The sequence below is a fragment of the Saccharopolyspora sp. MMCC62 genome, from assembly GCF_057736575.1.
In genome coordinates this window covers 893,477-916,292 of the sequence record NZ_JBYKCM010000001.1, presented here as the reverse complement: position 1 = coordinate 916,292, position 22,816 = coordinate 893,477, and the positions used below count along the sequence as shown (strand labels likewise).

Sequence of the window (22,816 nt, the reverse complement as noted above, 5' to 3'; positions counted from 1 at the left end):
CGGCTGCTGCGGCCGACTGCTCTTGCTCGACCCGATCTGTCGCGGCGGCCACCGCGTTCTGAGCCTATGCGGCGGCGGCCGAGGCGGGGCCTTGCTGCTGGACCGCCAAGGCGTAGTCGTTCTGTGCCCTGGTCAGGTCTGTTTGCGCCTGTTGCAGTGGCGTCATGGCGGTGTAGAGCTCGTTCGCCTTGGCCTTGGCTTCGTCGAGGCTGGTGGTGAACTGGCCCTTGATCCACTGGCCGGGTCCGCCGAAGGCGTCGAGCCACCCGAGGCCGGTGAACTGGTTGTCCGCGTTCACCGAGGCCACGGCTTGTTGTGCTGCGCTGCCGCCCTTGAGGAGAGCGTTCGCCGCTTCGTCGGCGTTGGTGGCCACGGCGTCCAAGGCCAGTGCGGCACCGCCGATCACGACACCGGCGATCGGTACGACGCTGATCAGGCGGGCGAATCCGGCTGCGACGCCGCCGACTGCGGTACTGACTCGTTGGCCGGCGGCCACGCTGCCGGTCATCGAGGTGGCGGCGGTGCCCATCGCGGTTCCGGCGGCGGTAGCGCGGGCTTGCCAGATGGTCATCAGCCCGGTGAGTGCTTGCCAGCCGGCGCGGGCCGAGCTGATGGCGGCTGCGACGCCGCCGATCCCCCGGCCGAGAGCGACGAACCCGGCCAGAGCGATTGCGGCTGCCGCGGCGACCTGGGTCAAAGCGGGGTTGGCCGTGGCGAAGTTTCCGCTGGACTCGGCGATGGTGCCGACCATCTCGGCCAGCGTCATGCCCAGCGGTGCCAAGGTGTTGAGCAGTTCGGCGATGCCGGTGGCCGTTTGCACGGCGATGGCGCCGAACTCGGCGAGGCGGTCGCCCATTTGGGAGAACCACACTCCGAGTGCTCCGCTGGCGCGCTGGGTCTGGATGAACTGGTTGGCCAGGATCGCTTGCGATTCGATCCACTGGGCGAAGGTGTCGAGCATCGGCATGGCCGCGGCGGTGATCGACCGCAGCGCATCGGCCAGTGCCAGCCCGGCCCCGCCGAACGAGGTCATGCTGCGGTTGTTGGCTTCGGTGACCAACGTGAAGTCGTTGCTCCACACCGACGTGCTCGCCATCGCCGCCGAACGCTTGGCCAGGTCACCGAGTACCTGCCCGGTCGAGACCAGGGCGCCGTTGAGCTGCGGGGCCAGGCTCAAAAGCTGGCCAAGTGCTTCGCGGATGGGCGGCAGCATGTCGGATTGGACGCTGTCACCGATCGTGCGCATCGCGGGCAGCAGCTCGGTGCTCACGAAGACCGCGAACTCACGACCGGCAGGCGTCAACGAAGCCATCGCGTCGTTGAGCTTGTCGATCTGTTCCTTGGTCGCGCCGGGATCGGTCAAGTTGTCCAGGCGCACGGTCTCCATCGCCTCGACGGCGTCACCGATGCCGTTGAACCCGGCGATGGCCGCACTGGTGACCTGGCCGATGCCGACCAGGGATGCGGGGACGGCGGCGAGTGCTGCTGCGGCGGGCGGGGCCGCAGCGCCGAGCACGGAGAGAGCGGCGGTCAGCAGCCCCAGAATGTTGATCGCACGCTCGGCACCCTCGACGTCGGCGCGCATGGCGGCCTTCTTGCCGTCGAGTTCGTCGGCGTGCTCGCGCAGCTCGGCAAGCTTGGCCTCCGCTACCGCGGTGTCGGCGTCCACCGACAGGGCGGTGTGCTCCCACTGCGCTCCCGCCTTAGCGATCTGCGCTTCTGCACGGGAGATATCCGCGTCGACCTGCACTTGAACGCCGCGCTTCTGCGCATCGAGCTTGGCCAGCTGGGCTTCGGCCTTGGTGATCTCCGCGGTGACGTCGATCTTCTTCTCGTCGCGCTGCTTGACCAGGGCGGCAACCTGCTCGCGGACCGGGGCCATGTCCGCCTCGATCGCCATCACCCGCGCCCGCCGTTGGGTAGTCAGCTCATCGATGCGGGCTTGGGCCTGGTCGATGGTCGCGGTGACCTCGACCTCGGCGGTGGCCTTCTTCGCCGCGAGCGCGGCGATCTTGGCTTCGGCCTTGGCGATGTCGGCGTCAACCGGCACTTCGACCGGTGGCGCGGTGGCCGCCAGCGCGTCGATCTGAGCCTGGGCGCGCTTGACGTCGGCCTCGGCGGTGACGCTGGTGGTGTTCTGCCGCGCCAGCATCGTTTGCGTGTCGGCCTCGACACCCGAGGTCTCGGCATAGACGCGGATCTTCGCCGACTGGCTTTCGGCTTCGCGTTGGAACTGCTCCACACTCGCCCGCGCGGGCGCCATGTTGGCCGAGACATCTACGGTGGCCTGGGTTTCCAGTTGCTTGCCGAGGCGAGCGACCGCTGCTTCGGCCTGGGCAGCATCGGCAGAGACGGGCACGACGACCTGATCGTCCAAGCCTTGGAGAAGCTGGCCGATTTTCTTGTGGAAGTCCCGCAAGGTCGGGACGACCTGCACGAAGGCGGTACCCGCTTCGAACTTCGCCACGCGCACCGCCTCCTTTCAGGGGAGCTCCGTCCTCAAAGATGGTTCGGGAAGGCCGTAACCGCACACAGTCCGCAGACGGTGGGGCACACTGTGCGAGGTGACAGAGGGGTACAAGATCCGCAACGATTTCACCGGGCGGGCCGACGTCAGTTTCCAGATCGGTGTTAACAACGGACCGATCTCCATGACCAGCCCACCGAACCCACCGAGCCTCGACGGAAAGCAAGCGGAACTTCTCCAGAAACTCGCCGATGAGGTGAGCTCGGCAAGCGGCCGGGAGCTGTCCAAATGGGGGATTCGAGACCGGGACGCATTACCCGTTCGCTGGCACACCGCTGCGGAGGACCTGTTCGACTACTGGGAGAAGATTCAGGCTGACGGTGTCCCCGTACCGCTGGCGGGAAATTTCACCTCGATCCGTCAAACCTACGAGGCGATCGAGTCCCGACGGCTGGTGATCTTGGGGAGGGCCGGTGCTGGCAAGACAGTGCTTGCCCACCGGCTAATCCTGGACCTGCTCAAGAGTAGAATTACCGGTCCGGTGCCGGTGTTGTTCAGCCTCGGTGGCTGGGACCCTGCGACCGACCTACGTTGCTGGATGGCGGAACATCTTGCCCGCGACTACCCGTTCCTCGCCGCCAAAGAAACTACTACCGACAGGTATGTAGCAGACCTCTTCCTCGAACGCGGCCTCATCGTGCCTCTCCTGGACGGCTTCGACGAAATCCTCAAAGACCGTCATCCCGAGGCTGTCCGTGGCATCAGCACCCTCGACCTACCGCTGATCGTCAGCAGTCGCCTCGACGAGTACGTCCACGCGGCTCACGAAATCAAAGCTGTCGGCGGCGCTGCGGCAATCGAACTCGAAGACTTAAGCCTCGACGAAGCCCACGAATACCTGCTTCACAGTACCGGAAAAACCCGTGCTCATGCATGGAATTCGATGTTCGGGCAACTGCGAACCGCATCTGACCAGCCCGCGAGCAAGAACCTCACAGCTGTGCTGACCACTCCACTGATGGTCATGCTCGTCCGCACCGTCTACAACGACGGCCGGGGTCATGACCCCGCCGAACTCCTCAACTCCGCCCAGTTCCCCTCTGTCAAGGCGCTGGAAGACCACTTGCTGGCCGCCTACCTGGGCACAGTCTATGCTCCCGGCGGTGCTGGCTCGAACCGAGCGCGACGTCCCGAGTGGCGCTCCGACCAAGTCCACCGTTGGCTCGGCTACCTCGCCACACACCTCCAAGACCGCAATACACATGACATCGCCTGGTGGCGACTCCCCGATACCTTCCACCACCTGACTCGCCGCTTCGTCACCATAACTACTGTCTGGCTCGCCCTTGGGGTCCCCGCATGGATTCTTTTCGGGGGTCTTTGGGGGCTCTCGCAACTCCCTCATGGACTTGCTTTCGGGCTTATCTACGGTTTTAAAAAGGGGGCCCTTTTTGGGCTTTTATTCGGTAGCATCTTTGGCATTGTCGCCGGAGTCTTCAGCGAAGCAGGATTTAATTACAGAAATGCAAAAATCAATGAATCGCCACGTCTCTGGGTGCCACCACAAGGTCCCCAGTCGCGCCTCCGGTTAGTTCACCTCAAAAAATTTAAGACCCAGTCGGCTGTTGGGCTCGGTATTGCCTTTCTGTGCATAATTGGAGGTGGCATTGAGCGCGGTACCTACGGCCTCGCAGTCGGGCTACTGTTCGGGCTAGCGGCGTTGTCAGGGGTCTTCGCTCTATCAGATTTCGGGGATACCTCTATATCTCACGTCAGCTACCCGTGGACACTCCTGGCTCTCGACCGCAGGGTCACACTTGTCCGGACGTCCGCAACCATTCCTACCTTCACGCTCGCATTTATGTGCATCCTCATGCTTGGTCCTGGGTTTGATCGCGGAGATGCCGCCGTGGTCGGAATCGGCACGGGGATCTTCGCTGGTGCTCTAGTCGGGGTCGTTCGGTTCTCATTGTCAGCATGGGGGCAATGGCTAATGTTCGCGCGGCTGTGGCTGCCGCTGACCCGGCGTTTGCCCTGGCGCCCGAAACGTTTCTTTGAAGATGCATACGATCGCGGAGTGTTGCGAAGGACGGGTGCGGTCTACCAGTTCCGCCACGCACAGCTCCGCGACCACCTCGCCGAGCAGTACCGAAGCTAGCCCGAGGACAACCGCATGCCGAGCTGACGCCCCGGACAACCAGCCGCGGCCACTTCGGGGTTCTAGGCTACGACTTCTCGGTGCTACTGCTGATCACTACGTCGTGCTGAGCGGTCAAACGCGGTCTCGGGCCGCGGTACCGTTTTCGGTGCACGCCAGCGGTGGGACTTGCTGTGCACTTAGGCGAAATCGGCGCGCTGGTAGGCCAGCAGGTCGGCGATCAGCGCGAGAAGCTCCGCTTCCTGGGTCCAGGTCTGCAACGGCGGGTGGACTGTCCGCGCCTGGTCGTGACCGTCGTCGCTCGCTGCGACCAGCTCGGCGTGTTCGTCGTCGCTGGCGACGTCGGCGCAGTAGCGCGAGGTGCGCGGGAGCTGACGGAGTATCCGGAACAGCCGCATCCACGGGTGTACGCCTCGGAAGAAGTCGAGGATGTCCACTCCGACCGTGAGGAGGTCGTACTCGACCTCCTCGCCGTAGCGGTTGAGTAGGTCGATCAGTTCCCGCCATGCCCAGAAGGGGCGCTGCCCATCCCGAAGTGGGCGGCCATGTCGGCGACGAGGTTGTTGAACACCGAGATGTGCTCACCCCTGAGCTTGGCGTAGATCTGCGGATAGAACTCGCCGCACAGGGCCTTGAGTGCTTCGCGGGGCTTGTGGCCGTTCTCGGCGAGGGTGAACACCTGCTCGGTGGTGTCCGGGGGCGGGATCTCGATGATGTCGCCGGAGCTGAGATCCAGGGTGTAGGGCTCGGCGCGGCCGGCTTCGTCCCGGAACTGGTCGAAGGTGCGGATGGTGCGTTCGGCCACGGGGCGTCCCCTTCTGCTGTTGTTGCTCATGCTGCCCTCGTCACGGTCGCGGAGACGATGCCGATGTTGTGTGGGTGGTTCGGGGCAGACCACGGTCGCGCAGCCGGGCCTCGTGGTTGCGCCGGATCGCGCGGACAGTGTTGTGGGCGTCAATGTGGCCCTCGTCGCCCTCATGCAGCTCGGGCAGCGTGGTGATGTCAACCAATGTTCGGGTCCTTTTAGGCAGCGGCGGCCACATGGGGAAGTGGCACCATGTCGTAAGCGATGAAGGAGGTCGGGTCGTTGACCAGCCACCCGAACGTCGCTTCCACGAGGTAGGCGACCTGGTTGGTCTGCCACAGGTTGATTTGCTTGCCATCGCCCTCGATCGTTCCGACGTCGGAGCGCTTGAGCGTGATTGCGTCGGCGTACCTGTAGACGACCTGGGAGAAGTCGCCGGCGAACATGTGCACACCGGTGTCGCGCGAGGCGCCGAGCCGACCGGGCACGGCCTTGCCGTACTCCACGGTCAATCCGGCGATCGAGCCGAACGCGTCAGCCAGGTTCAACCGAGACTGCTACACCTGGTTGCCGTTGTGATCGCGCGTCGAGATGAACTACGGACGCGCGCGCTCGTCGGCGGCGAACTAGGACCTGGTGATCTGTTCAGGGTTGCCTTGATCAGTGTCGGGTGTGGACTCGAACTTGGCGAATGCGTCGGCGATTGCCAGGAGTTGGCGGGTATCGGCGTCTGCTTCGGTGGTCGTGGGTGGGGCGACGATGCTGGGTGGCTGGGGTGGGGTGTTGGTGGTGCTGCGTTGGAGTGCGGTGTGGATGAGTTGTGCTTGCTGTGCAGGGGAGTGGGTGGCGTCGGCGGCTTCGGGGAGGTAGGGGCTGAGGCAGACGAGGCCGTCGCGGATTTCGATGATGCGGCGGTAGGTGCGCAGGCGGAGGGCGCGCAGGTGACGGCGTTCGCGGGTCGCGGAGACTTTGGGGAAAAGCGCGATGGTGGGGAAGCGGTCGGTGAGGGCCGACCAGAGTGGGCGGAGTCGGCGGTAGGTGCGCCGGGCTTCGAACCAGAGACGGATTTTGATCAGGGCGGTGCGTGCTCCGGGGTAGCCGATTCCGAGGAAGAACGTGGTGATGCCGATTGCCAGGATTGGGGTGGTCCAGGTCGCGGTGCCGGGGATCGGGTCGATTCCGAGGAAGAGGCGGCTGGCGGTGGAGATCGCTCGGGGGAGGTGCGTTCCGATGAGGTTGATCAGCAGGCCTGCGGCGGCGATGTGGAGGCTGAGGCGTGCGCGGGAGCGGGTGTGCTCGGCGGTCGTTTTGGCGAGGTGTGCGCCGCGGGCGCAGGCGTAGGAGAGGTAGAGGTTGCCTGCTAGGTAGAAGGCGAGCATGTCGGGTGCGGCGGCGTCTTCGTAGCCGGTGCGGTCGTCGGGTTCGGTGCGGGCGAAGGTCGCGGCGAGCACGGCGGAGGTCAATAGGGCGAGCCCGATTTCGCGGTAGCCGCGGCGTGTGGCGAGCTGTGGGGAGACGCTGCCGTGCAGCAGTACGATCAGTAGGGCGAAGAAGACGGTCAGCAGGGTGTTCTGCGCCAGTTTCGGGAAACCTGCCGGGAGCACTGCGGCGAAGGCTGGTAGGTGGCCGGCCAGTTGGGCGGTCAGCGCGAGCACGACGAGGACCGTGCAGATCGTGACCGCGTGCAGGCCCTTGTCGCGAGGTGCCCGTGCGAGCTGGGAGAGCTTCCACAGCGCCGCGATCACTGCGGCTGCCCACATCAGCAGGTTCGGTACCAGCATCACAGCCAGCCCTGGTGGTCGTCGAAGGCGCGACCGATGCGAGTGGAGGCGGGGCTGGTGCGGTCGGGTGCGGCTTCGAGCCGGTGCAGCAGTTCGGCCCATTCCTTGATGACGGTGGCGACCATTTCGGCTTCGTACTCGGCGGCCGGGGCGTAGCCGTCGCGTCGAAGGGCGCGGCGCACGACGTCGGGTGGGATGTCGGGGAACAGCTGAGTCCAGATGTCGTCGTCGTCCTTGTTGGAGGTGTGACCGCTGATGAGGTGGCCGATTTCGTGCAGGACGATGTGCTCTTGGTGAGCTGGGGTGGTGTCGCGCTGGTAGAGGATCCAGTCGGTTTCCGCGGTGGCGATCCACAGCCCGAACGCGCCGGGCGCGGGAAGTGGCCAGGGCACCAGCCGGATCGGCCGCCCGCAGCGCTGTCCGAGTGCGTCGCAGAGCTGCTCGATGTTCAGCGGTGGGTGCAGGCCGAGTTCGCGCAGTAGTCGCCGCACGGTGCGGCGGAGTTCGAGCTCGCTGCGCCATGCCCGCAGACTGCGCTGGCGGCTCATGTTCTGGCCTCGGTGAACAGTTCCAGCAGTCCCGCGGTGACGCCGGCGGGGTGGCTGGTGAGTCCATTGTGGCCGCCGGGGAGGGCGATCAGTGGGCGGTCCAGCAGCTCGGCGAGACGTTCGGCGCAGCGGTGTTCCCACTTGCCCTGCGATCGAGCGCCACCGGTGGCGACGATGCGGGGCCGGGCGGCGGCGAGTTCGTCGGAGGACAGTTCGGCAGTGCGTACTGCGGAGAAGTCGTGGTCGAAGAAGCGTCGCAGGTTGGCTTGGGGGTCGCCGACGGGTTTCGGTGACCGAGCGCCGATTTCGGGTTCGTCGTCCCGTTCTCCACCCAGCGCGGCGAAGCGGCGGATCGCGGCCACGACATCACCAGTGGCTGCGACCTCGGCGACGGCGTTGAGACCGGCTTCCTGCTCGGGATCGCGGACGAGGCAGGGCATCGGAGGTTCGTGCGCGACCAGCAGCTCGACGAGATCAGGTCGGGTGATGGTGAGGTGGAGGCCGATGACGGCTCCGATGCTCGGGCCGACGACGAGCGCGGGCTCGGTGGCCACCGCGTCGAGCAGTGCGGCGGCGTCGGCGGCGTGCAGGCGCATCGTGACGGGTGGTTCGGCGCTCGTGGTCTCGCTGCGGGACAGGCCGCGGCGGTCGTAGGTGATCACCCGGTACCCGGCGGCGGTCAGGTGCTCGGCGAGCTGGGTCGTGGCGCCGGCTTCGCTGAGGCCGCCCTGGATCAGCAGCAGCGGCGGTCCGTCACCGCGGATCTCGTAGTACAGCTTCCCGCCGTCGACTTCGACGAACCCGTCTTCCTCTGCCACCGGTGCCCCGCTTTCCGGTTGAGTTCCGTTTCGCCTCTGTACCGTCTCCCGCTCGTCGTGGTGATGCCAATGAGGTGTGCTCACCCTTCCGGGTGTTGTTTCTTGCTCTGGTCGGCTTGGAACTCGATGAAGCGCATGACGCTTTCGAGGGCTTCGGGGGTGAGTTCGCTGGCGCGGGCGGCGATGCGTTGGGCGCCTGCTTCGCCGAGTACGGCGAGGGCCTCGTACTGGCGGTTGAGGTCGTGGGCGCGTTCGTCGTCGGAGAAGTAGTCGAGCTGGACTTCGAAGAAGTCGGCCAGGGCCTGGACGAGTTGCCAGCTCGGTGAGGTCTTCTGCCCGTTGAGCAGGTCGTAGAGGTAGGTCTTGGACACTTTGACCTTGCCGCGCGCGGTGATCGCGGCGGCGACCTCGGTCGCGGTGTACTTCTCGCCGCCGTCCTTGGTGACGCTGTCGAACAGCCTGCGCAGCCGTGCGGCGAAGCTCATGTCGGTCTTGTCGACCACGTCGACCACCCACTCCCTGAGTCCACTATAGCGGAATCATGAAGTCGAGAAACCACTACAGTTGACGCTCCCGGTCGGCCGGGTTACGTTGGCATCGTCCGTTCCACTATAGCGGAAATCAGCGGAGAAGATCCACCGGTTGGCGCGATGCTCACTCGGTCACCACACCGGGCATCGCGAGGCCCGGCCGGTTCCCCGCTGGCTCCGCGGGACGCGACGCCCGTGGAGCGCAGTGATCCACGAACGCCTCCGCCAGTGCATGAGTCGGTGGGACCGCTGAGTCCCTGGCCCTGAACGGGCAGCACCGTCTCGGTCACCGAGGCCGACGAGCCCGGTGGCGATCTCGAACTTCATCGACCCGCCGCACCTGCTCGGCGCGGCGCGATGCCGCACGCCTCGACAACGGCCGAATGCACCGATCCGCACGGTCTTCGGGCACAGGACCCGCACGTCCTGATCCGCCCCGGTTTTCGCAGTTCACATGCCAATCGAACGTCGGAGAAATCGTGATGTCCTCATTCCAGCAGCAGCCAGGCACCCCGCCCGCCGTGTCGCCGGTCGACCGGGCCTCGCCGGGAACGCGGCAGCCGTGCACCGCAGCGCTCCGGAAGGTGGCCGGTGCGGGAGGCGGCCTGATCGCGCGTGATCGACGGCTGGCCGGTGCCGCGAACGCGATGCGCGGTGACCTGCCCACACCGGATGTCGTCGGTGCTGTCGAAGCCGGTCGGCTCGTGGCGGCAGCCGAGTCGGGCACGGTCGAGCCGGAGGGCGACGACGTCGCGTTCCGGACGGCGGCGGCAACCGGCCAAGCAGCCGCGGTGGTGCAGCGGCAGGGGCTCGCACCGGGTGCGCGTGGTGGCGCGGACTGGTCCGGTTTCGGCTCGGTCGTGCCGGTGCTGGCGGCGTCGCCGGGTGCCGGTGCGTCGGTGGTCGCGGCGGTGCTCGCGGATGCGTTGCAGCTGGCGGGGCGTCGGGTGTTGCTGGTGGACACCGCGGATCCGGTGCGGTCGGGGTTGGCTGCGGCGGCGCGTTCGGACGGGCCGGTGTTCGACGGCCCGCATCCCGCCGTGCGGATTCGGTCGTCGTGGCGGGCGCACGCGGTGCTGGCGCGGATCGAGACGTCGTTGCCGATCGTGACGCCGGGCATGGTTCCGCCGCCGCAGTTCTTCGCCGCGGCGGCTCGGTCGGTGCAGGCGACGATCGTCGACATCGGACACGACCCGTGGCGGGTGGCCGCGCACCCGCTGGCCGGTGCGGGGGCGTGGTTGCGCGTCGGGGAGCCGGTGCCGCGGCCGTTGTTGGTGTGCCGGGCGAGCAGGCCGTCGTTGCTGCACGCCGAGCAGGTGCTGGCTCGGCTGGAGTCCTGGAACCGGACCGGGACGATCGTGCCTCCGGCACAGCTGGTGGTGCTGGGGGCGCGGAAGTGGCCTGCGGGAGTGGCGGGCGCGGCCGGGCGGCGCACTTCGGCGTTGCTGCAGCACGCGGTGTTCCTGCCGCACGACTCGTCCGTGGCGCTCGGCGGGATCACCGCCGAGGCCACTCCCGCGCGGTTGCGCGATGCCGCGATTCCGCTGCTGCAGCACCTGCGCCTGCTGCCCGGCCCGGCGCACTCGGCCGGGAAGTCCTTCTCCCGAAAGGTGATCCGCTGATGCTCCACTCCGGATTCGACGTCGTGGCCCCGATCCTGTCCCAGCTCCCGAACCCGCAACCCGCACCGCCACCGGGTGCGGACAAGATCACCGAAGTCGCGGGGTTCTTCAAGTGGGGCGCGCAGATCGCCCTGCTCGTCGGGTTCTTCGCGGGCCTGGCGGTGTGGGCGGGTGGTCGGTGGGTGGATCACCACCGCGCGGGCAAGGTCGGCGTCGTCATGATGCTCTGCGGGGTGTCCGGCGGGTTGCTCTACGCGGTGGGGTACCCGCTGATCAACGAACTCGCCGGGGGCGGGCAGTGAGCGCCCGGCGCGACGAAGCGCAGGAACGCCGCCGAGCAGGGGCCGGGCTCGCCGCCGTGGTGCTCGGGGCGCTGGCCCTGGTGGTCGTGCTCGCGGCGTTGATCGTGGCCCGCGCGACCACACCCGCTCCGGCTCCCGCGAAGCCCGACGGACCGGTCACCGCGGAACCGGTCGAGCCCGGTGGTGTCGCGCCGTCCGTGCTGGAGCTGGTGACCCGGCCGATGCCGGTGCTCCCGGCCCAAGTCGTGCGGCCGCAGCCGTTGAGCACCGGGTCGGCCGGACCGCCGATCACGCTGCCGCCGGCGCATCCGGTGCGGGGCAGCTGGATTCCCGGTGGTGTGCCGGGAACCGCGCGCGGCGCACTCGCCCAGCTCGCCGCGTTGGACGAGGCCGCGCTGCGCGGTGCCGATCCGGACCTCTACGCCCGCGGGTTCACCGAGCTCGCCGAACCGGGAGCACCCGGGGTCGCTGAGACCGGGCTGCACTCGCTGTTGCGGTCGCTGCGGATGTCGGCGGGTATGCCGCCCGTCGGCCCGGTGCCCGGGATGCTCGCCGACTTCCAGCCCACGCACGGGCAGATCAAGGGCACCGCCGAAGGTGGGCGGCTCGTGGTGGCGTGCGTGCTCGGCCAGTTCTCCGTGGACCACCGCGGCCAGACCGTCACCGCCGGGATCGGGGACTGCCAGGCGATGCGCTGGAACGGGCACCGCTGGCGGATCGCCGCGACGCCGCCTGCCGCGCCGGCGCCGAGCGCGTGGCCGGGCAGCGACGCCTCGGTGTCGGTCGGCTACCGAGAACTGCGGGAGGGCTGATGTGGCCGTTCGACGACATCGGTGACTCCCTCGGCTCGGAGATCGCCGAGTTCGCGGCGGACGCGTTCGAGTCCGCGATGCGGGCGCTGTGGGATGGCAGCCTCGACCTGCTGCGGGAGTCGTTCGCGCTCGCCGACCGGTTCTCCGTGTTCGAGGTGAACCCGCACGACGGTCCGGTCGGGGTGCTGTGGCCGATGATGCTGTGGATCTCCGGGGTGCTCGCGCTGGGGTTGTTCTCCTGGCAGCTCACCATGACGTCGCTGCGCGGCGGACGCGGGATCGTGCGGCTGACCACCGGGCCGCTGCAGTACGGGGTCGCCCTGGCGGTCACCGTCGGCATGGTCGGCGCGTTCCTCGCCGCCGCCGACGGGCTCACCCAGGGCATCCTGCAAGCGGGTCTGCAGTCGGCGAACTTCCAGGAAGCGCTGGGGAAGACCCAGTTCGCCGGGGGAACGGGCGAAGGCATCAAGGCGGTCGTGCTCGGGCTGTGTGCGGTGCTCGGGGTGCTGCCCGCGGCGGTCGGCTACCTGCTGGAGATGTTGTTCCGCGAAGCGGCGATCTACCTGCTGGTGGCCACGATCCCGATCACCGCGGCCGGGCTGCTGGCCAACGTCACCAAGCGCTGGTTCTGGACGACGGTGCGGTGGCTGCTGTCGTGCATCGCGATGAAACCGGTGCTCGCGCTCGCGCTGGTGCTGGGCATCGGTCTGGTCGCGGGCGCGGAAGGGTTGTCCGCGCTGCTCGCGGGGATCGGGGTGCTGGTGTTGAGCGTGTTCAGCCCGCTGGTGCTGTTCCGGTTGTTCGCCTTCGTCGACCCGAACACCGATGCCGGGGGCGTGTTCCGGGACGCGTTGTCGTCGTCGACGGGCATCGACTCCTACGGCATGAACAACCCGGTCGTGAAAGCCGCGGCCTCGCTGGCCGGGGCGGGCGACGGTGGCTCGGCGCAGGAGGACGCCGCGACCGGGCGGTTCGACGCGGCGGTCTCGGACTTTGGAGACCCCGAGGGCGACGCCCACGGCGTCGGTGGTGCGAGCGGTTCCGGCTCCACCGACGAGCCGCTGGACCCGGACGCGGCACAGCCGGAGCAGGACGACGACGCCGCGGGCGGAGCCGAAACCGATCCGGTGCGGCCGCCCGCCGCCAACCGGGGGTCGATCACGAGCGACGACGGGATCGGACCGCAGTTCACCGGTGACGGCGGGGGCGAAACACGGCCGCCGGACCCGCCGGAGCCCGGTGGCGGGAGCGCGGAGCAGGACCAGCCGACGCCGCCCGACGGCGAAGCATCGCGGCCGTCGGGCCCGCCGGAGCCCGGGGGTGGAAGTGCAGAGCAGGTCCAGCCGCCGCCTGACGGCGGTGCATCGCGGCCGCCGGAACCTCCGGTGCCGAGCGGAGACGGAGCCGAGTCGCACCCGCCGGAGACGTCGGCTCGCCACGGGAAAGGCGAGGAACCGCACCCGCCGGAGCCTCCGGAGCCCGGTGGAGATCACGAACCACCCGACGACCGTTCCCGCGGCCGCGGGCCGGGACGAGACGGCGGTGATGGTGCCGGTGGCGACCTGGACGAAGGGTTGAACGTCTGATGAGCAACAGCGATCGTCCGCGGATCTACCGCGGTTTGGCGCACGCGGAACGCGCCGGCTGGATCATGGGCCTGACTCCGGTGCAGGCGGTGACCTGCTTGGTCCTGGCCGTGCCGGTGTTGTGGACGGTGTCGGCGGGCCGCTTCCTGGACGCGTTGGTGCTGCTCGCCGGCTGCGGCGGGGCAGCGGCCTTGGTGGTGGTGCCGGTTCGGGGACGTCCGGCGCTGCGCTGGCTGGGGCACCTGCTGCTGCACCAGCTCGGTGTGGCGACCGGTTGGTCGCGGTGGCAGTCCGCCGCGGCGGCGGGGCACCCGGTCGATCCGGACGAGCCGGATCTACCCGGGGTGCTGCAGCGGGTCGAGCTGCCGGAGGGTCCGCCGCTGCGCGACCAGGGCCGGGTGTGCCTGATCCACGACACCGGCGACGGCCGGTGGGGCGCGTCAGCGCGGTTGACGCACTCCGGGGTCGGGTTGCTGTCGGGGGAGCAGCGCGAGCGGCTGGCCGCCCGGCTGGGGAACCTGCTGCTGTCCATCGGGCACCGCGACGTCGTCGACCGGCTCTCGCTGCTGGTGCGCACGGTGCCCGACGACGGGACCGAGCACGAGGTATGGCGCCGCGAGCACGAGGTCGCCGATGCCCCGGAGCTCGCTCGGCGGGTGGCCGACGAGCTGGACCGCACGATCGGGAACGCCGGTGTGCGGCACGAAGTGTTCGTCACCGTCTCCGGCACCGAGGACGCGCTGCGGAAACCGGCGGCGGCCGCGGGCGGTGGGGTCCAGGGACGCGCCCGGGTGCTGTACCGGGTCCTCGACGGCCTGGAGGGCCCGCTCAAGACCATGGGGGTGACCTCGGTGGAGTGGCTTTCGGGCGCCGGATTGGCCGAGGCGGTGCGCACCTCGTTCAACCCGGATTCCAGTGCGGTGCTGCGCGCCGCGCACTTGACCGGCGCGGCGGAGCAGGGCTTGCCGAAGGCCGCCGCAGGCCCGGTGGCGGCCCCGTCGCCGTCGATGCGCCGCTACGACCACGACGCGTACTCGACGGTGTCGTACTCGGTGCTGATGCCCGAAGCGGGCACGGTCTTCGGCAGCCTGTCCTCGCTGCTGGCCGTGCGCACCGCCGGAGAGCGGCGTTGCGTGGCAATCCACTACGAGGTGCTGGGTTCGCGGCGCGCGGGCCGGGAGGTGCAGAGCATCCGGTTCCGCACCGGGGTACTGCGCGATCTCAAGGCGAAGAAGGGATTTTCGGCCTCCGCGGTCGAGGAACGCGCGGTCGGTGGCGCCCAAGCGCAGGAACGGGCCGTGGCCGCCGGGCACAGCCTGGTGCGCTACGCGGTGGCCGCCGCGGTGACCGTGCCCGCGACGTGGCAGGTCGAAGACCACGCCGCACGGCTGGAGAACGACTCGGCCGGTCGGTTCCGGCTGCTGCGGCTGGATCTTGCTCAGGACTCCGGTTTCGTCGCCGCCTGCGTGCCGCTGGGCATCGGACTGCCCCGCTCCCGAGGAGGTCTGCGCTGATGCGCCACTGCGATCGCAGCGCCGCCCAGCTGCTCACCCAGTTCGGCGCGGAACCGACGAATCCACCGCCGCGCCCGCCCGCGGACCCTCGACCGGCCGGGCCGGTCAACCGCGTCCGCGCACCGCGCCGCGGACGGCCCGTTCCAGGACGGGGCTGGTCGGCGGCGGAAGCACCGTTGGCGACGTACCTGGCGACGACCCACGAGATCGGCGGCTTGTTCCCGCTGCTGGCGGCGAACCAGAACCCGGCGATGGGAGCCCGCATCGGCTACGACACCCTCAGCGGTGGCGCGTTCCACTGCAGCCCGATCGACTGGGTGCTCGGCGGTCTGGTCACCAACCCGAACCTGGTGGTGTTCGGCGAACCCGGGCGCGGCAAGTCGTCCACAGTGGTCGCACTGCTGCTGCGGATGATGCTGTTCGGCACCCGCACGCTGATCTCCGGTGATGTGAAGGGCGAGTACAGCCCGCTTGTTCGCGCGTTGGGCGTCGAGCCGATCGCGCTCGGCCGCGGCTCGCCGGCGCGGCTCAATGCCTTGGACCTCGGGCCGATCACCACCAGGTGGGACTCCTGGTCGGTGGCCCGCCAGCGCGACGAGCTCGACGGCGTCCTCGGGCGGTGGACGAAGCTGCTGGTCGCGCTCGCCGAAGCGCAGGGCTACACCGCCACCGTCAGCGACGAGGCGGTGCTCTCCCACGTGCTCCGGCGCCTGGTCGGCGCCGAGGACGGATACACGCGGCTGCGGGAGGTCACCGTGCCCGCGGTCCACCACGCCCTGGCACATCCCGATCCGATGCTGGTCGAGCGCGCGCGGTTCGCCGACGAGCGCCAGTTCCTCGACACGTTGCGGCCGATCACCGACGCGCTCGGCAACCTGATCTCCGGGCCGTTGGCGGGGCTGTTCGACGAGCCCACCAACTTCGCGCTCGACTGGGCGGCGCCGATCCAGTCGATGGACCTCTCGCGGCTGCGGTCGCGCGGTGATCAGGCCGTGGCGGTGGCGCTGACCGTGCTCGGCTCGTGGTCCTCGCTGATCACCGATCTGCAGGAGGACGGGGAGATCCGCATCGTGGTGCGCGACGAGGTGTGGCGGCAGATGCGGCTCGGGGTGAAAGCGGTGCAGGCCGTCGACTCGGACCTGCGGCTGTCGCGAACCGATCGGAAGATCCAGGTCCTGGTGGGGCACAAGCCCTCGGACTTCCTCTCCGTCGGCAACACCGGATCGCAGGAAGTCGCCATCGCGCAGGACCTGCTCGCGCTGTGCAGCACGAGAATCCTGTTCGGACAGTCCACGCGGGTCGCCGACGACCTGGCCGAAGACCTCGGGCTCGGCGAACCCGAGCAGGACGTCACCACCGGCTGGTGCATGGAACGCCAAGGCCGCGCGCTGTGGAAGTTGGAGAACCAACCCGGCTTCAAGATCCAGACGGTGCTCAGCAGCGCCGAGAAGGCCGTATTCGACACCAACGCCCAGTTGCGTGCGAACGGGGGCCGCTGATGCCGGGGTCGCGCGCGACCTGGGCGCTCGCCGCCGCGCTGGTCTACCTGGTCGGCACACCCGGACTGATCCTCGGCGTCGCGCTGCTCGCCGTCGTCGGTGCCGCCACCGCCGGATGCGGGACCGGAGACGGCTCGATCGGTGGTGGGCAGGTCGGCGACCACCACTGGTCCGGGGAACAACTCACCCACGCCCAGACCATCACCGGCATCGCCGAGCAGCGCCGCCTCCCGCAACGAGCAGCGGTCCTCGCGCTCTCGACCGCAATCGTCGAATCGGACCTGATCAACGTGCCCTACGGCGACCGCGACTCCCTCGGGCTGTTCCAGCAACGGCCCAGCCAAGGCTGGGGAAGCGCCGAGCAGGTCAGCGATCCGACGTACGCCACCAACGCCTTCCTGGACCGCCTCATCGCAGTGCAGGACTGGTGGCGGCTCCCGCCGGGGGTGGCGCAGCAGACCGTGCAGGCCTCCGCCTACCCGGAGCGCTACGCCCCGCAGGAAGACCCGGCGGCCGAGTTGATGAGCCGCTTCTGGCGCGGCCCGGACAACCCGCCGCCCCCGACGGGTGCGACGCCCGCCGAGCAGATCGCGCTCTGCGGCGACGAAGGTGGCGCGAGCACTCCGCTCGATCCGCAGCAGCTCCCACCGGGCTACCGGCTTCCGGCGGATCCGACTCGGCGCGCGGCGGTGCAGTACGCCCTCGCCCAGCTCGGGAAGCCCTACGTGTTCGGCGCGAAGGGCCCGGACGCCTTCGATTGCTCCGGCTTGGTGCAGGCAGCGTGGGCGCACGCCGGGGTTCCGATCTCGGCGGGCACCACCAGCCAGGTCCACGACGGCCGCGCGGTCGCCGCGCTGGGACAGCTCGCGCCAGGAGACCTCGTGTTCATCCCCGGCTCGCTGGGCTCACCGGCCAACCCGCGCCACGTCGGCATGTACGCCGGGCACGGCCTGATCGTCAACGCCTACGACGAGAGCACCGGAGTCGTGCTCGAACAACTCGACGCCTGGAAACCGCAGATCGTGGCGATCCGGCGCGTCACCGACACGAGGGGAGCGAACACGTGAACCGCACCGATTTCCCCTTCTCCCCGGCCGTCGATCGCGACCTGGCCGTGGTCGGGCTTCTCGTGATCGCGGGCAGCAGCGCGCTCGCGCTGGCGGGAGTGCTCGTGCTCGCCGCCGTGGTGGCCACCGCCTGCACCGGCGGGCCCTGGCAGCTGCCCGAGTTCGGCGACTGGCTGCCCGCCGCCATGTCGGCGCTCGGCACCCCGTCCGATCCGGGGGCGGGGTTCGGTGATCCGTGGACGAGTGCGCTGCAGGGCAGGGCGACGCTCTACTGGACGTTCGCAGCCGGCACCCTCGTAGTCGGCGGCGCTGTGAGCGTGCCGGTGGGGATGGCGGCGTGGTCCCGGTTCGGCCCCGCCGAGCTCGGTCACGCCAGCCGGGCGGAGATCCGCCGCGAACTGTCCCTGCACGCCGCGCGCCGCACCGCGGAGTGGACCCGCCCCGGACTCGGCGCCGAACGGCGCCGCCGCGCACCGCTGGAGGAGGTCGCCGCACCGCTGCACCGCGGACCACACGGGCAGCTGCTGGGCACGCCGTTGGAGAACCCCACGGGTGCCTTCGCCCCGACCCAGAGCGGTAAGAGCCGAACCGACGTCGTGCACAAGGCACTCGCCGCACCGGGCGCGCTGGTGTGCTCGTCGACGAAACCGGACCTCGTGGAGTTCGCCGCGCTGGCCCGCTCGCGACGTCCCGGCGCCGGGCCGGTGTACGTCTTCGACACCACGGGCAAGGTCCGCTGGCCCGCACGGATCCAGCCGTCCCCGATCCCCGGCTGCTGCGACTTCGGCGTCGCCCGGCGCCGCGCGGAAACGCTCGTCGACGCCTCCGCGGTCGGCCTGACCAACACCGGTGGCAACGACAAGGTGTTCCGGGAACGGGCCAAGACGGTGGTGCAGGCGTACCTGATCGCCGCGGCCCACGCACAGCGCGGAGTCGCCGACCTGGTCGCCTGGTCGATCACGAAACCACCCGACCAGGAACCGGTCGAACTGCTGCGCCGGCACGGCTTCCCCGAGCTGGCCGACAACCTGCGAGCCGAGATCGGCATGGTCGCCGAAACCTCCGACGCGGTGTGGCTGTCGGTGCGCCGGGTGATCGAACCGTGGCTGGACCCGCGGCTGCGGGAGCTGTGCTCCCCAGCGGCGGGGGAGGAGTTCGACGCCGCATCCTTCGTGGCCAACCAGGGCTCGTTGTTCCTGGTCGCCGACAAGCACCAGGCCGCGCAAGTCCGGCCCGTGCTGACCGCGCTCGTCGAGGACATCCTCACCACCGAGCAGGAGATGGCGTTGAGCTACCCCCACCGCCGCCTCGACCCGCCCGCGACGAACGATCTCGACGAGCTCTACGACGCCACCCCGATCCCGAAGCTCCCGGAGATCCTCGCCGACTCCGCCGGACGCGGCGTGCTGATCCACTGGGCCGCGCAGTCGATGGCGCACCTCGAAGACCTCTACGGTGAGTCCGGCCGCCGCCAGCTGCTGGACAACACCACCACGTTGACGTTCTGGGGCGGCATCAAGGACCCCAAGACCCTCGAACTGGTCTCGACCTTGGCCGCCCACCACGAGCGCAAGCGCTACCAGCAGCAGTCCGACGGGCTGCTCGGCTTCGGCCGCACCTCCGTGGGCACCGAGGACGTACCCACCTACCGGCCCGGGGCCGTCCGAACCCTGCCGCGCGGGCGGGTGCTCATCTTCCACCGGCACCTGCGCCCCATCCTCGCCCGCACTGTCGACGTGCGGAAACGCCCCGACTGGCCGCAGCTGCGAGCCGACCAGGAAGCCGTCCGAGCAGGCACCGCCGCGATCGACGCCGACGGCTTCGCCACGGAGGCGGTGGGCAACCCGTGAACGACGACGAGCTCGTACCCCGCGACCGGCCGCGACACGACGACGGCACCGAAGCCGCGATCGAGGCGCTGACCGAGATCGTCGGCGCCCTCACCGCGAAGCTCACCGCGCTGCGCGGGCGCATCGAAACCTTGGAGCACGGCGCACCGGAGGAACCGGAGCAGGACGACGCAGCCGACCAACCGGGCCCGTGGGTCCTGCACGTGCCGCCCGCAGCCGCCGAAGACCGGCGACACCGCGGCGATCGGCACTCTCCGCTGTGGACGGTCCGCAACTTCGTCGGCTGGTACAACGCCACCTTCCTCGGAAACCCCGGCTCCCCGGCCAGAGCGATCCCGCCGTGCTGGGCCGAACATCCCGGCCTGGCCGAGGAAGTCGGGGTGCTCGCCTACTCGTGGCGCCGCGCCAACGTCGGTGCGACGGCCAACGTCCGCGACGCCCAGCTCTGGCTGCAGCAGACCCGCACCGGGTTCGCCGCGCGGCTGACCGACTGGGTCCACGCCCACTGCCTCGACGGCCGCCACCGCCCGGTCGGCGCCCGCTGCCGACCCACTCGATTCGCCGCCGACGCGGCAGAACAGCACGCCATCTCATCGGGGGAGGAGACGGAATGAAACCTTGGATGCACCAAACCTGCACCGCGGCGGCCGGCGCCGGAGCCGTGGCCGCCGGAGTCGGCTGGGCCCACGCCGCCCACCGCCTGCACCACCGCACCCGCCAGCTCCGCATCGCCCACCGCGATCCGGTCACCGGGCTGCTCACCAGATCAGGGTGGGAGCACACGGCCCCGGAAGCCCTGCGCCGCAGCAGCGTGTGCGGGCTGCTCGACCTCGACGGGTTCAAGCAGATCAACGACACCTTCGGGCACCTCAGCGGTGACCACGTGCTGCGCGTGGTGGCGCGGCGAGTGCGCGGTGTACTGCCGGTGGAATCCGTGTTCGCCCGGCTCGGCGGGGACGAGTTTGTGTTCCTCGCCGACTGGGGCCGGGCGGAGATCGGGGTCCTGGCCGACGAACTCCTCGACACCATCACCGCGCCCCTGCCACTCGGCGAACGCGCGGTGCGCGTCGGCTGCTCGGCAGGACTGGTACTGCTGCGCGACTTGCCGAGCCAGCCGGTCCTGCTGCGCGAGGCGGTCACCGCGGCGGATCACGCCATGTACGAGGCGAAGCTCTTCCGATCCGGCTGGCGCCGCCACGACCCGCGGCTGCACCCCGACCCGCCGACCGACCACTGCTCCGCACCGCCGCAACGCGTCCGCGACCACGGCCCGCAACCACGCCTCGGGAGGACCCCGTGAAGATCCACGACGCCCGCTCCTGGGAACGCGAAGCCGCCTGCGCCGGAACCGACCCCCGCCTCTGGTTCGGCGAGGACGACGTCTGCGAATCCGGCAGCGACGCCCACCGCCGCCGCGAAAACGCCAAAGCGATCTGCCGAACCTGTCCAGTGCTCACCGACTGCCTCATCGACGAACTCCTCCGCCCCCACACCGAACAACACGGCATCCGCGGCGCCACCACCCCCGGAGAACGAGTCCGCATCCTCGCCCGCTGGAGAGCCGCCGGACTCGTACCCCAACACGACCCACCGCCCAACGCCGACGTCCTACGCACACTCCTCGGCGAAGAACCACGCCAGCGGACGGCGTGAACCGGCCTGCAGGACCGGTGCAGGCCTTTCGGTGCGCGGAGACTCCCTCGGAGTGTCTGAAGTGTCCGGGGTCTTCGGGCGAGCCCTGAGCACCTACGCGAAGGTGGAGCCCGCTCCGCCGAGCAGGATGGCCCGGCCTACCGGCGAACGACTTCCGCGTGCGGGCGAAGCACATGCGCGCCGCATGACCAGATCGTCGTGCGGCGTGCGTGGAGAGCACACCGACACGTGCGGCTCGACCACCGGGGCGGTCGGACCACCTCCACCCCACAGCAGGCCCAGCACGGACCACCTCCACGTGCGTGGAGAGCACGAATCCAGCGCCAGGCCCACCGTTAAGCCCGAACGGACCACCTCCACGTGCGTGGAGAGCCCGCCGCGGGCCGAGGCCGGCCACCCCGCACGCCCGGACCACCTCCACATGCGTGGAGAGCACGCCTTCTGTAACCACTTCATCCCGATCAAGCGCGGACCACCTCCACGTGCGTGGAGAGCACCCGAACGGGCCGCGGTCGGCGACCTGGTCCTGCGGACCACCTCCACGTGCGTGGAGAGCACACGGGGAGCTGCATGCGGTGCCGTTTCTCCGCCGGACCACCTCCACGTGCGTGGAGAGCACTGCTGGGCGCGACGGCGCCGCAGCAAGCCCAACGGACCACCTCCACGTGTGTGGAGAGCACTTCGTCTGAGAGGGGTGACATCGCATGGCTGACGGACCACCTCCACGTGCGTGGAGAGCACGACCGAGGTGGCCATGTCCAGCCAGCCGCGCGCCGGGCCACCTCCACGTGCGTGGAGAGCACTCCCGGTGCTGCGCGGAGTCCTTCGCAGGGTCCGGACCACCTCCACGTGCGTGGAGAGCACGACTGGGTGGCCAACAGCAGAATGATCCCGTACGGACCACCTCCACGTGCGTGGAGAGCACTCCGGGCCGCGGCTGAGGATCTGCGCGGTCCACGGACCACCTCCACGTGCGTGGAGAGCACCAGCCCCGTTTCATGCCGAAGTGGTCGACGGTCGGACCACCTCCACGTGCGTGGAGAGCACCGATTCGAGGAGCTGTTGGACGTCGTCGACGACGGACCACCTCCACGTGCGTGGAGAGCACGCCCGGTAGCGCTCGGCGCGGTACTGCACCCGCGGACCACCTCCACGTGCGTGGAGAGCACAGCGAGGCGCTTGCGGACGGGTGTCTCGATGACGGACCACCTCCACGTGCGTGGAGAGCACCCCCACGAACTGGACCGGTCGCACGCCCATCCCGGACCACCTCCACGTGCGTGGAGAGCACGACGACGCCATCAACATTGGGCTCGCCGAGGACGGACCACCTCCACGTGCGTGGAGAGCACAGATGGACCTCAGCAAAGCTGCGAAGCTCCAGCGGACCACCTCCACGTGCGTGGAGAGCACGGAGCGGCGTGGGTCGCCAGCATGAGGACCTACGGACCACCTCCACGTGCGTGGAGAGCACGCGACCGCGCGCGCCGGCGTGCGTCCGGGAATCGGACCACCTCCACGTGCGTGGAGAGCACCGGATGATGACGTCCGGGCCGTGGCAGGCAGACGGACCACCTCCACGTGCGTGGAGAGCACCCTTCGCGAGCTGGGGTTTTAGGAACGCCGTTGCACGTTTTCGAACGGAACCATGCGGCGACGTTAGCGCATGGGTGCGGTGGATGGCTTCGGCTAACCGAACCGGCAGTTCACCCGTTGGCACCAGCTTTGGCGTAAGGCGGACCGGTTTGTCGGAGGTAACCGTTAGCGTGCCGCTCGGTGATCGGGCTCTCCGGTTTTGGGAGGT

The 22,816-nt window shown here is 69.4% G+C and carries 20 protein-coding genes and 1 CRISPR repeat array; of the genes, 12 read left to right on the top strand and 8 right to left on the bottom strand.

Annotation, left to right across the window (positions count from 1 at the left end):
• Nucleotides 1–64 precede the first annotated feature (64 nt).
• On the bottom strand, nt 65–2,467 hold the full coding sequence (locus AC29IT_RS04105; RefSeq protein ID WP_488217889.1) for a hypothetical protein: 2,403 nt from the start codon (nt 2,465–2,467) through the stop codon (nt 65–67).
• A 97-nt stretch (nt 2,468–2,564) separates the two neighbouring features.
• On the opposite strand from AC29IT_RS04105, the gene AC29IT_RS04100 reads away from it, so the two are divergent.
• Entirely contained in the window at nt 2,565–4,625 is a 2,061-nt protein-coding gene (locus AC29IT_RS04100) for an NACHT domain-containing protein (protein ID WP_488217888.1), read from the top strand.
• Between the two features lie 179 nt (nt 4,626–4,804).
• Here AC29IT_RS04100 and AC29IT_RS04095 read toward each other — a convergent pair whose 3' ends face one another.
• The 7 genes from AC29IT_RS04095 to AC29IT_RS04065 form a co-directional block, all read right to left on the bottom strand.
• Complete coding sequence (locus AC29IT_RS04095) at nt 4,805–5,062, bottom strand: hypothetical protein (RefSeq protein ID WP_488217887.1); 258 nt, start codon at nt 5,060–5,062, stop codon at nt 4,805–4,807.
• Nucleotides 5,063–5,118: 56 nt separating this feature from the next.
• Entirely contained in the window at nt 5,119–5,460 is a 342-nt protein-coding gene (locus tag AC29IT_RS04090) for a hypothetical protein (protein ID WP_488217886.1), read from the bottom strand.
• Between the two features lie 188 nt (nt 5,461–5,648).
• Entirely contained in the window at nt 5,649–5,978 is a 330-nt protein-coding gene (locus tag AC29IT_RS04085; protein WP_488217885.1) for a hypothetical protein, read from the bottom strand.
• A gap of 78 nt (nt 5,979–6,056) precedes the next feature.
• On the bottom strand, nt 6,057–7,211 hold the full coding sequence (locus tag AC29IT_RS04080; protein WP_488217884.1) for an MAB_1171c family putative transporter: 1,155 nt from the start codon (nt 7,209–7,211) through the stop codon (nt 6,057–6,059).
• On the bottom strand, nt 7,211–7,759 hold the full coding sequence (locus tag AC29IT_RS04075; RefSeq protein ID WP_488217883.1) for a hypothetical protein: 549 nt from the start codon (nt 7,757–7,759) through the stop codon (nt 7,211–7,213). Before AC29IT_RS04075 ends, AC29IT_RS04080 begins: the two co-directional genes overlap by 1 nt.
• Nucleotides 7,756–8,577 carry an alpha/beta fold hydrolase gene (locus tag AC29IT_RS04070; protein WP_488217882.1) on the bottom strand — a complete coding sequence of 274 codons (822 nt, stop codon included), beginning with the start codon at nt 8,575–8,577 and terminating at the stop codon, nt 7,756–7,758. Before AC29IT_RS04070 ends, AC29IT_RS04075 begins: the two co-directional genes overlap by 4 nt.
• An 80-nt stretch (nt 8,578–8,657) precedes the next feature.
• On the bottom strand, nt 8,658–9,089 hold the full coding sequence (locus AC29IT_RS04065; protein ID WP_488217881.1) for a helix-turn-helix domain-containing protein: 432 nt from the start codon (nt 9,087–9,089) through the stop codon (nt 8,658–8,660).
• A 500-nt stretch (nt 9,090–9,589) separates the two neighbouring features.
• Between AC29IT_RS04065 and AC29IT_RS04060 the strand changes: the two genes are divergently transcribed.
• Genes AC29IT_RS04060 through AC29IT_RS04010 form a run of 11 tightly spaced genes read left to right on the top strand, consistent with a single transcriptional unit; the run spans nt 9,590 to nt 21,012 of the window.
• Nucleotides 9,590–10,729, top strand: a complete 1,140-nt coding sequence (locus AC29IT_RS04060; RefSeq protein WP_488217880.1) for a hypothetical protein — start codon at nt 9,590–9,592, stop codon at nt 10,727–10,729.
• On the top strand, nt 10,729–11,031 hold the full coding sequence (locus tag AC29IT_RS04055) for a hypothetical protein (protein ID WP_488217879.1): 303 nt from the start codon (nt 10,729–10,731) through the stop codon (nt 11,029–11,031). The genes AC29IT_RS04060 and AC29IT_RS04055 overlap by 1 nt, the downstream gene beginning before the upstream one ends.
• Nucleotides 11,028–11,843: a hypothetical protein gene (locus AC29IT_RS04050; RefSeq protein WP_488217878.1), complete on the top strand. Its 816-nt coding sequence runs from the start codon at nt 11,028–11,030 to the stop codon at nt 11,841–11,843. The genes AC29IT_RS04055 and AC29IT_RS04050 overlap by 4 nt, the downstream gene beginning before the upstream one ends.
• Complete coding sequence (locus AC29IT_RS04045; protein ID WP_488217877.1) at nt 11,843–13,429, top strand: TrbL/VirB6 family protein; 1,587 nt, start codon at nt 11,843–11,845, stop codon at nt 13,427–13,429. Before AC29IT_RS04050 ends, AC29IT_RS04045 begins: the two co-directional genes overlap by 1 nt.
• Entirely contained in the window at nt 13,429–14,943 is a 1,515-nt protein-coding gene (locus AC29IT_RS04040; RefSeq protein ID WP_488217876.1) for an SCO6880 family protein, read from the top strand. Before AC29IT_RS04045 ends, AC29IT_RS04040 begins: the two co-directional genes overlap by 1 nt.
• A complete protein-coding gene (locus AC29IT_RS04035; RefSeq protein WP_488217875.1) occupies nt 14,943–16,442 on the top strand; it encodes an ATP-binding protein in 1,500 nt (499 codons plus the stop codon). The genes AC29IT_RS04040 and AC29IT_RS04035 overlap by 1 nt, the downstream gene beginning before the upstream one ends.
• Nucleotides 16,442–17,509: a C40 family peptidase gene (locus AC29IT_RS04030; protein ID WP_488217874.1), complete on the top strand. Its 1,068-nt coding sequence runs from the start codon at nt 16,442–16,444 to the stop codon at nt 17,507–17,509. Before AC29IT_RS04035 ends, AC29IT_RS04030 begins: the two co-directional genes overlap by 1 nt.
• Nucleotides 17,506–19,359, top strand: a complete 1,854-nt coding sequence (locus AC29IT_RS04025; RefSeq protein WP_488217873.1) for a type IV secretory system conjugative DNA transfer family protein — start codon at nt 17,506–17,508, stop codon at nt 19,357–19,359. Before AC29IT_RS04030 ends, AC29IT_RS04025 begins: the two co-directional genes overlap by 4 nt.
• Nucleotides 19,356–19,973, top strand: coding sequence for a hypothetical protein (locus AC29IT_RS04020; protein WP_488217872.1), 618 nt, complete (start codon nt 19,356–19,358; stop codon nt 19,971–19,973). Before AC29IT_RS04025 ends, AC29IT_RS04020 begins: the two co-directional genes overlap by 4 nt.
• Nucleotides 19,970–20,659, top strand: a complete 690-nt coding sequence (locus AC29IT_RS04015) for a GGDEF domain-containing protein (protein WP_488217871.1) — start codon at nt 19,970–19,972, stop codon at nt 20,657–20,659. Before AC29IT_RS04020 ends, AC29IT_RS04015 begins: the two co-directional genes overlap by 4 nt.
• A complete protein-coding gene (locus AC29IT_RS04010) occupies nt 20,656–21,012 on the top strand; it encodes a WhiB family transcriptional regulator (RefSeq protein ID WP_488217870.1) in 357 nt (118 codons plus the stop codon). The genes AC29IT_RS04015 and AC29IT_RS04010 overlap by 4 nt, the downstream gene beginning before the upstream one ends.
• A gap of 284 nt (nt 21,013–21,296) precedes the next feature.
• A CRISPR array of direct repeats spans nt 21,297–22,608; the repeat unit is 29 nt; unit sequence CGGACCACCTCCACGTGCGTGGAGAGCAC.
• Nucleotides 22,609–22,816: the final 208 nt, after the last annotated feature.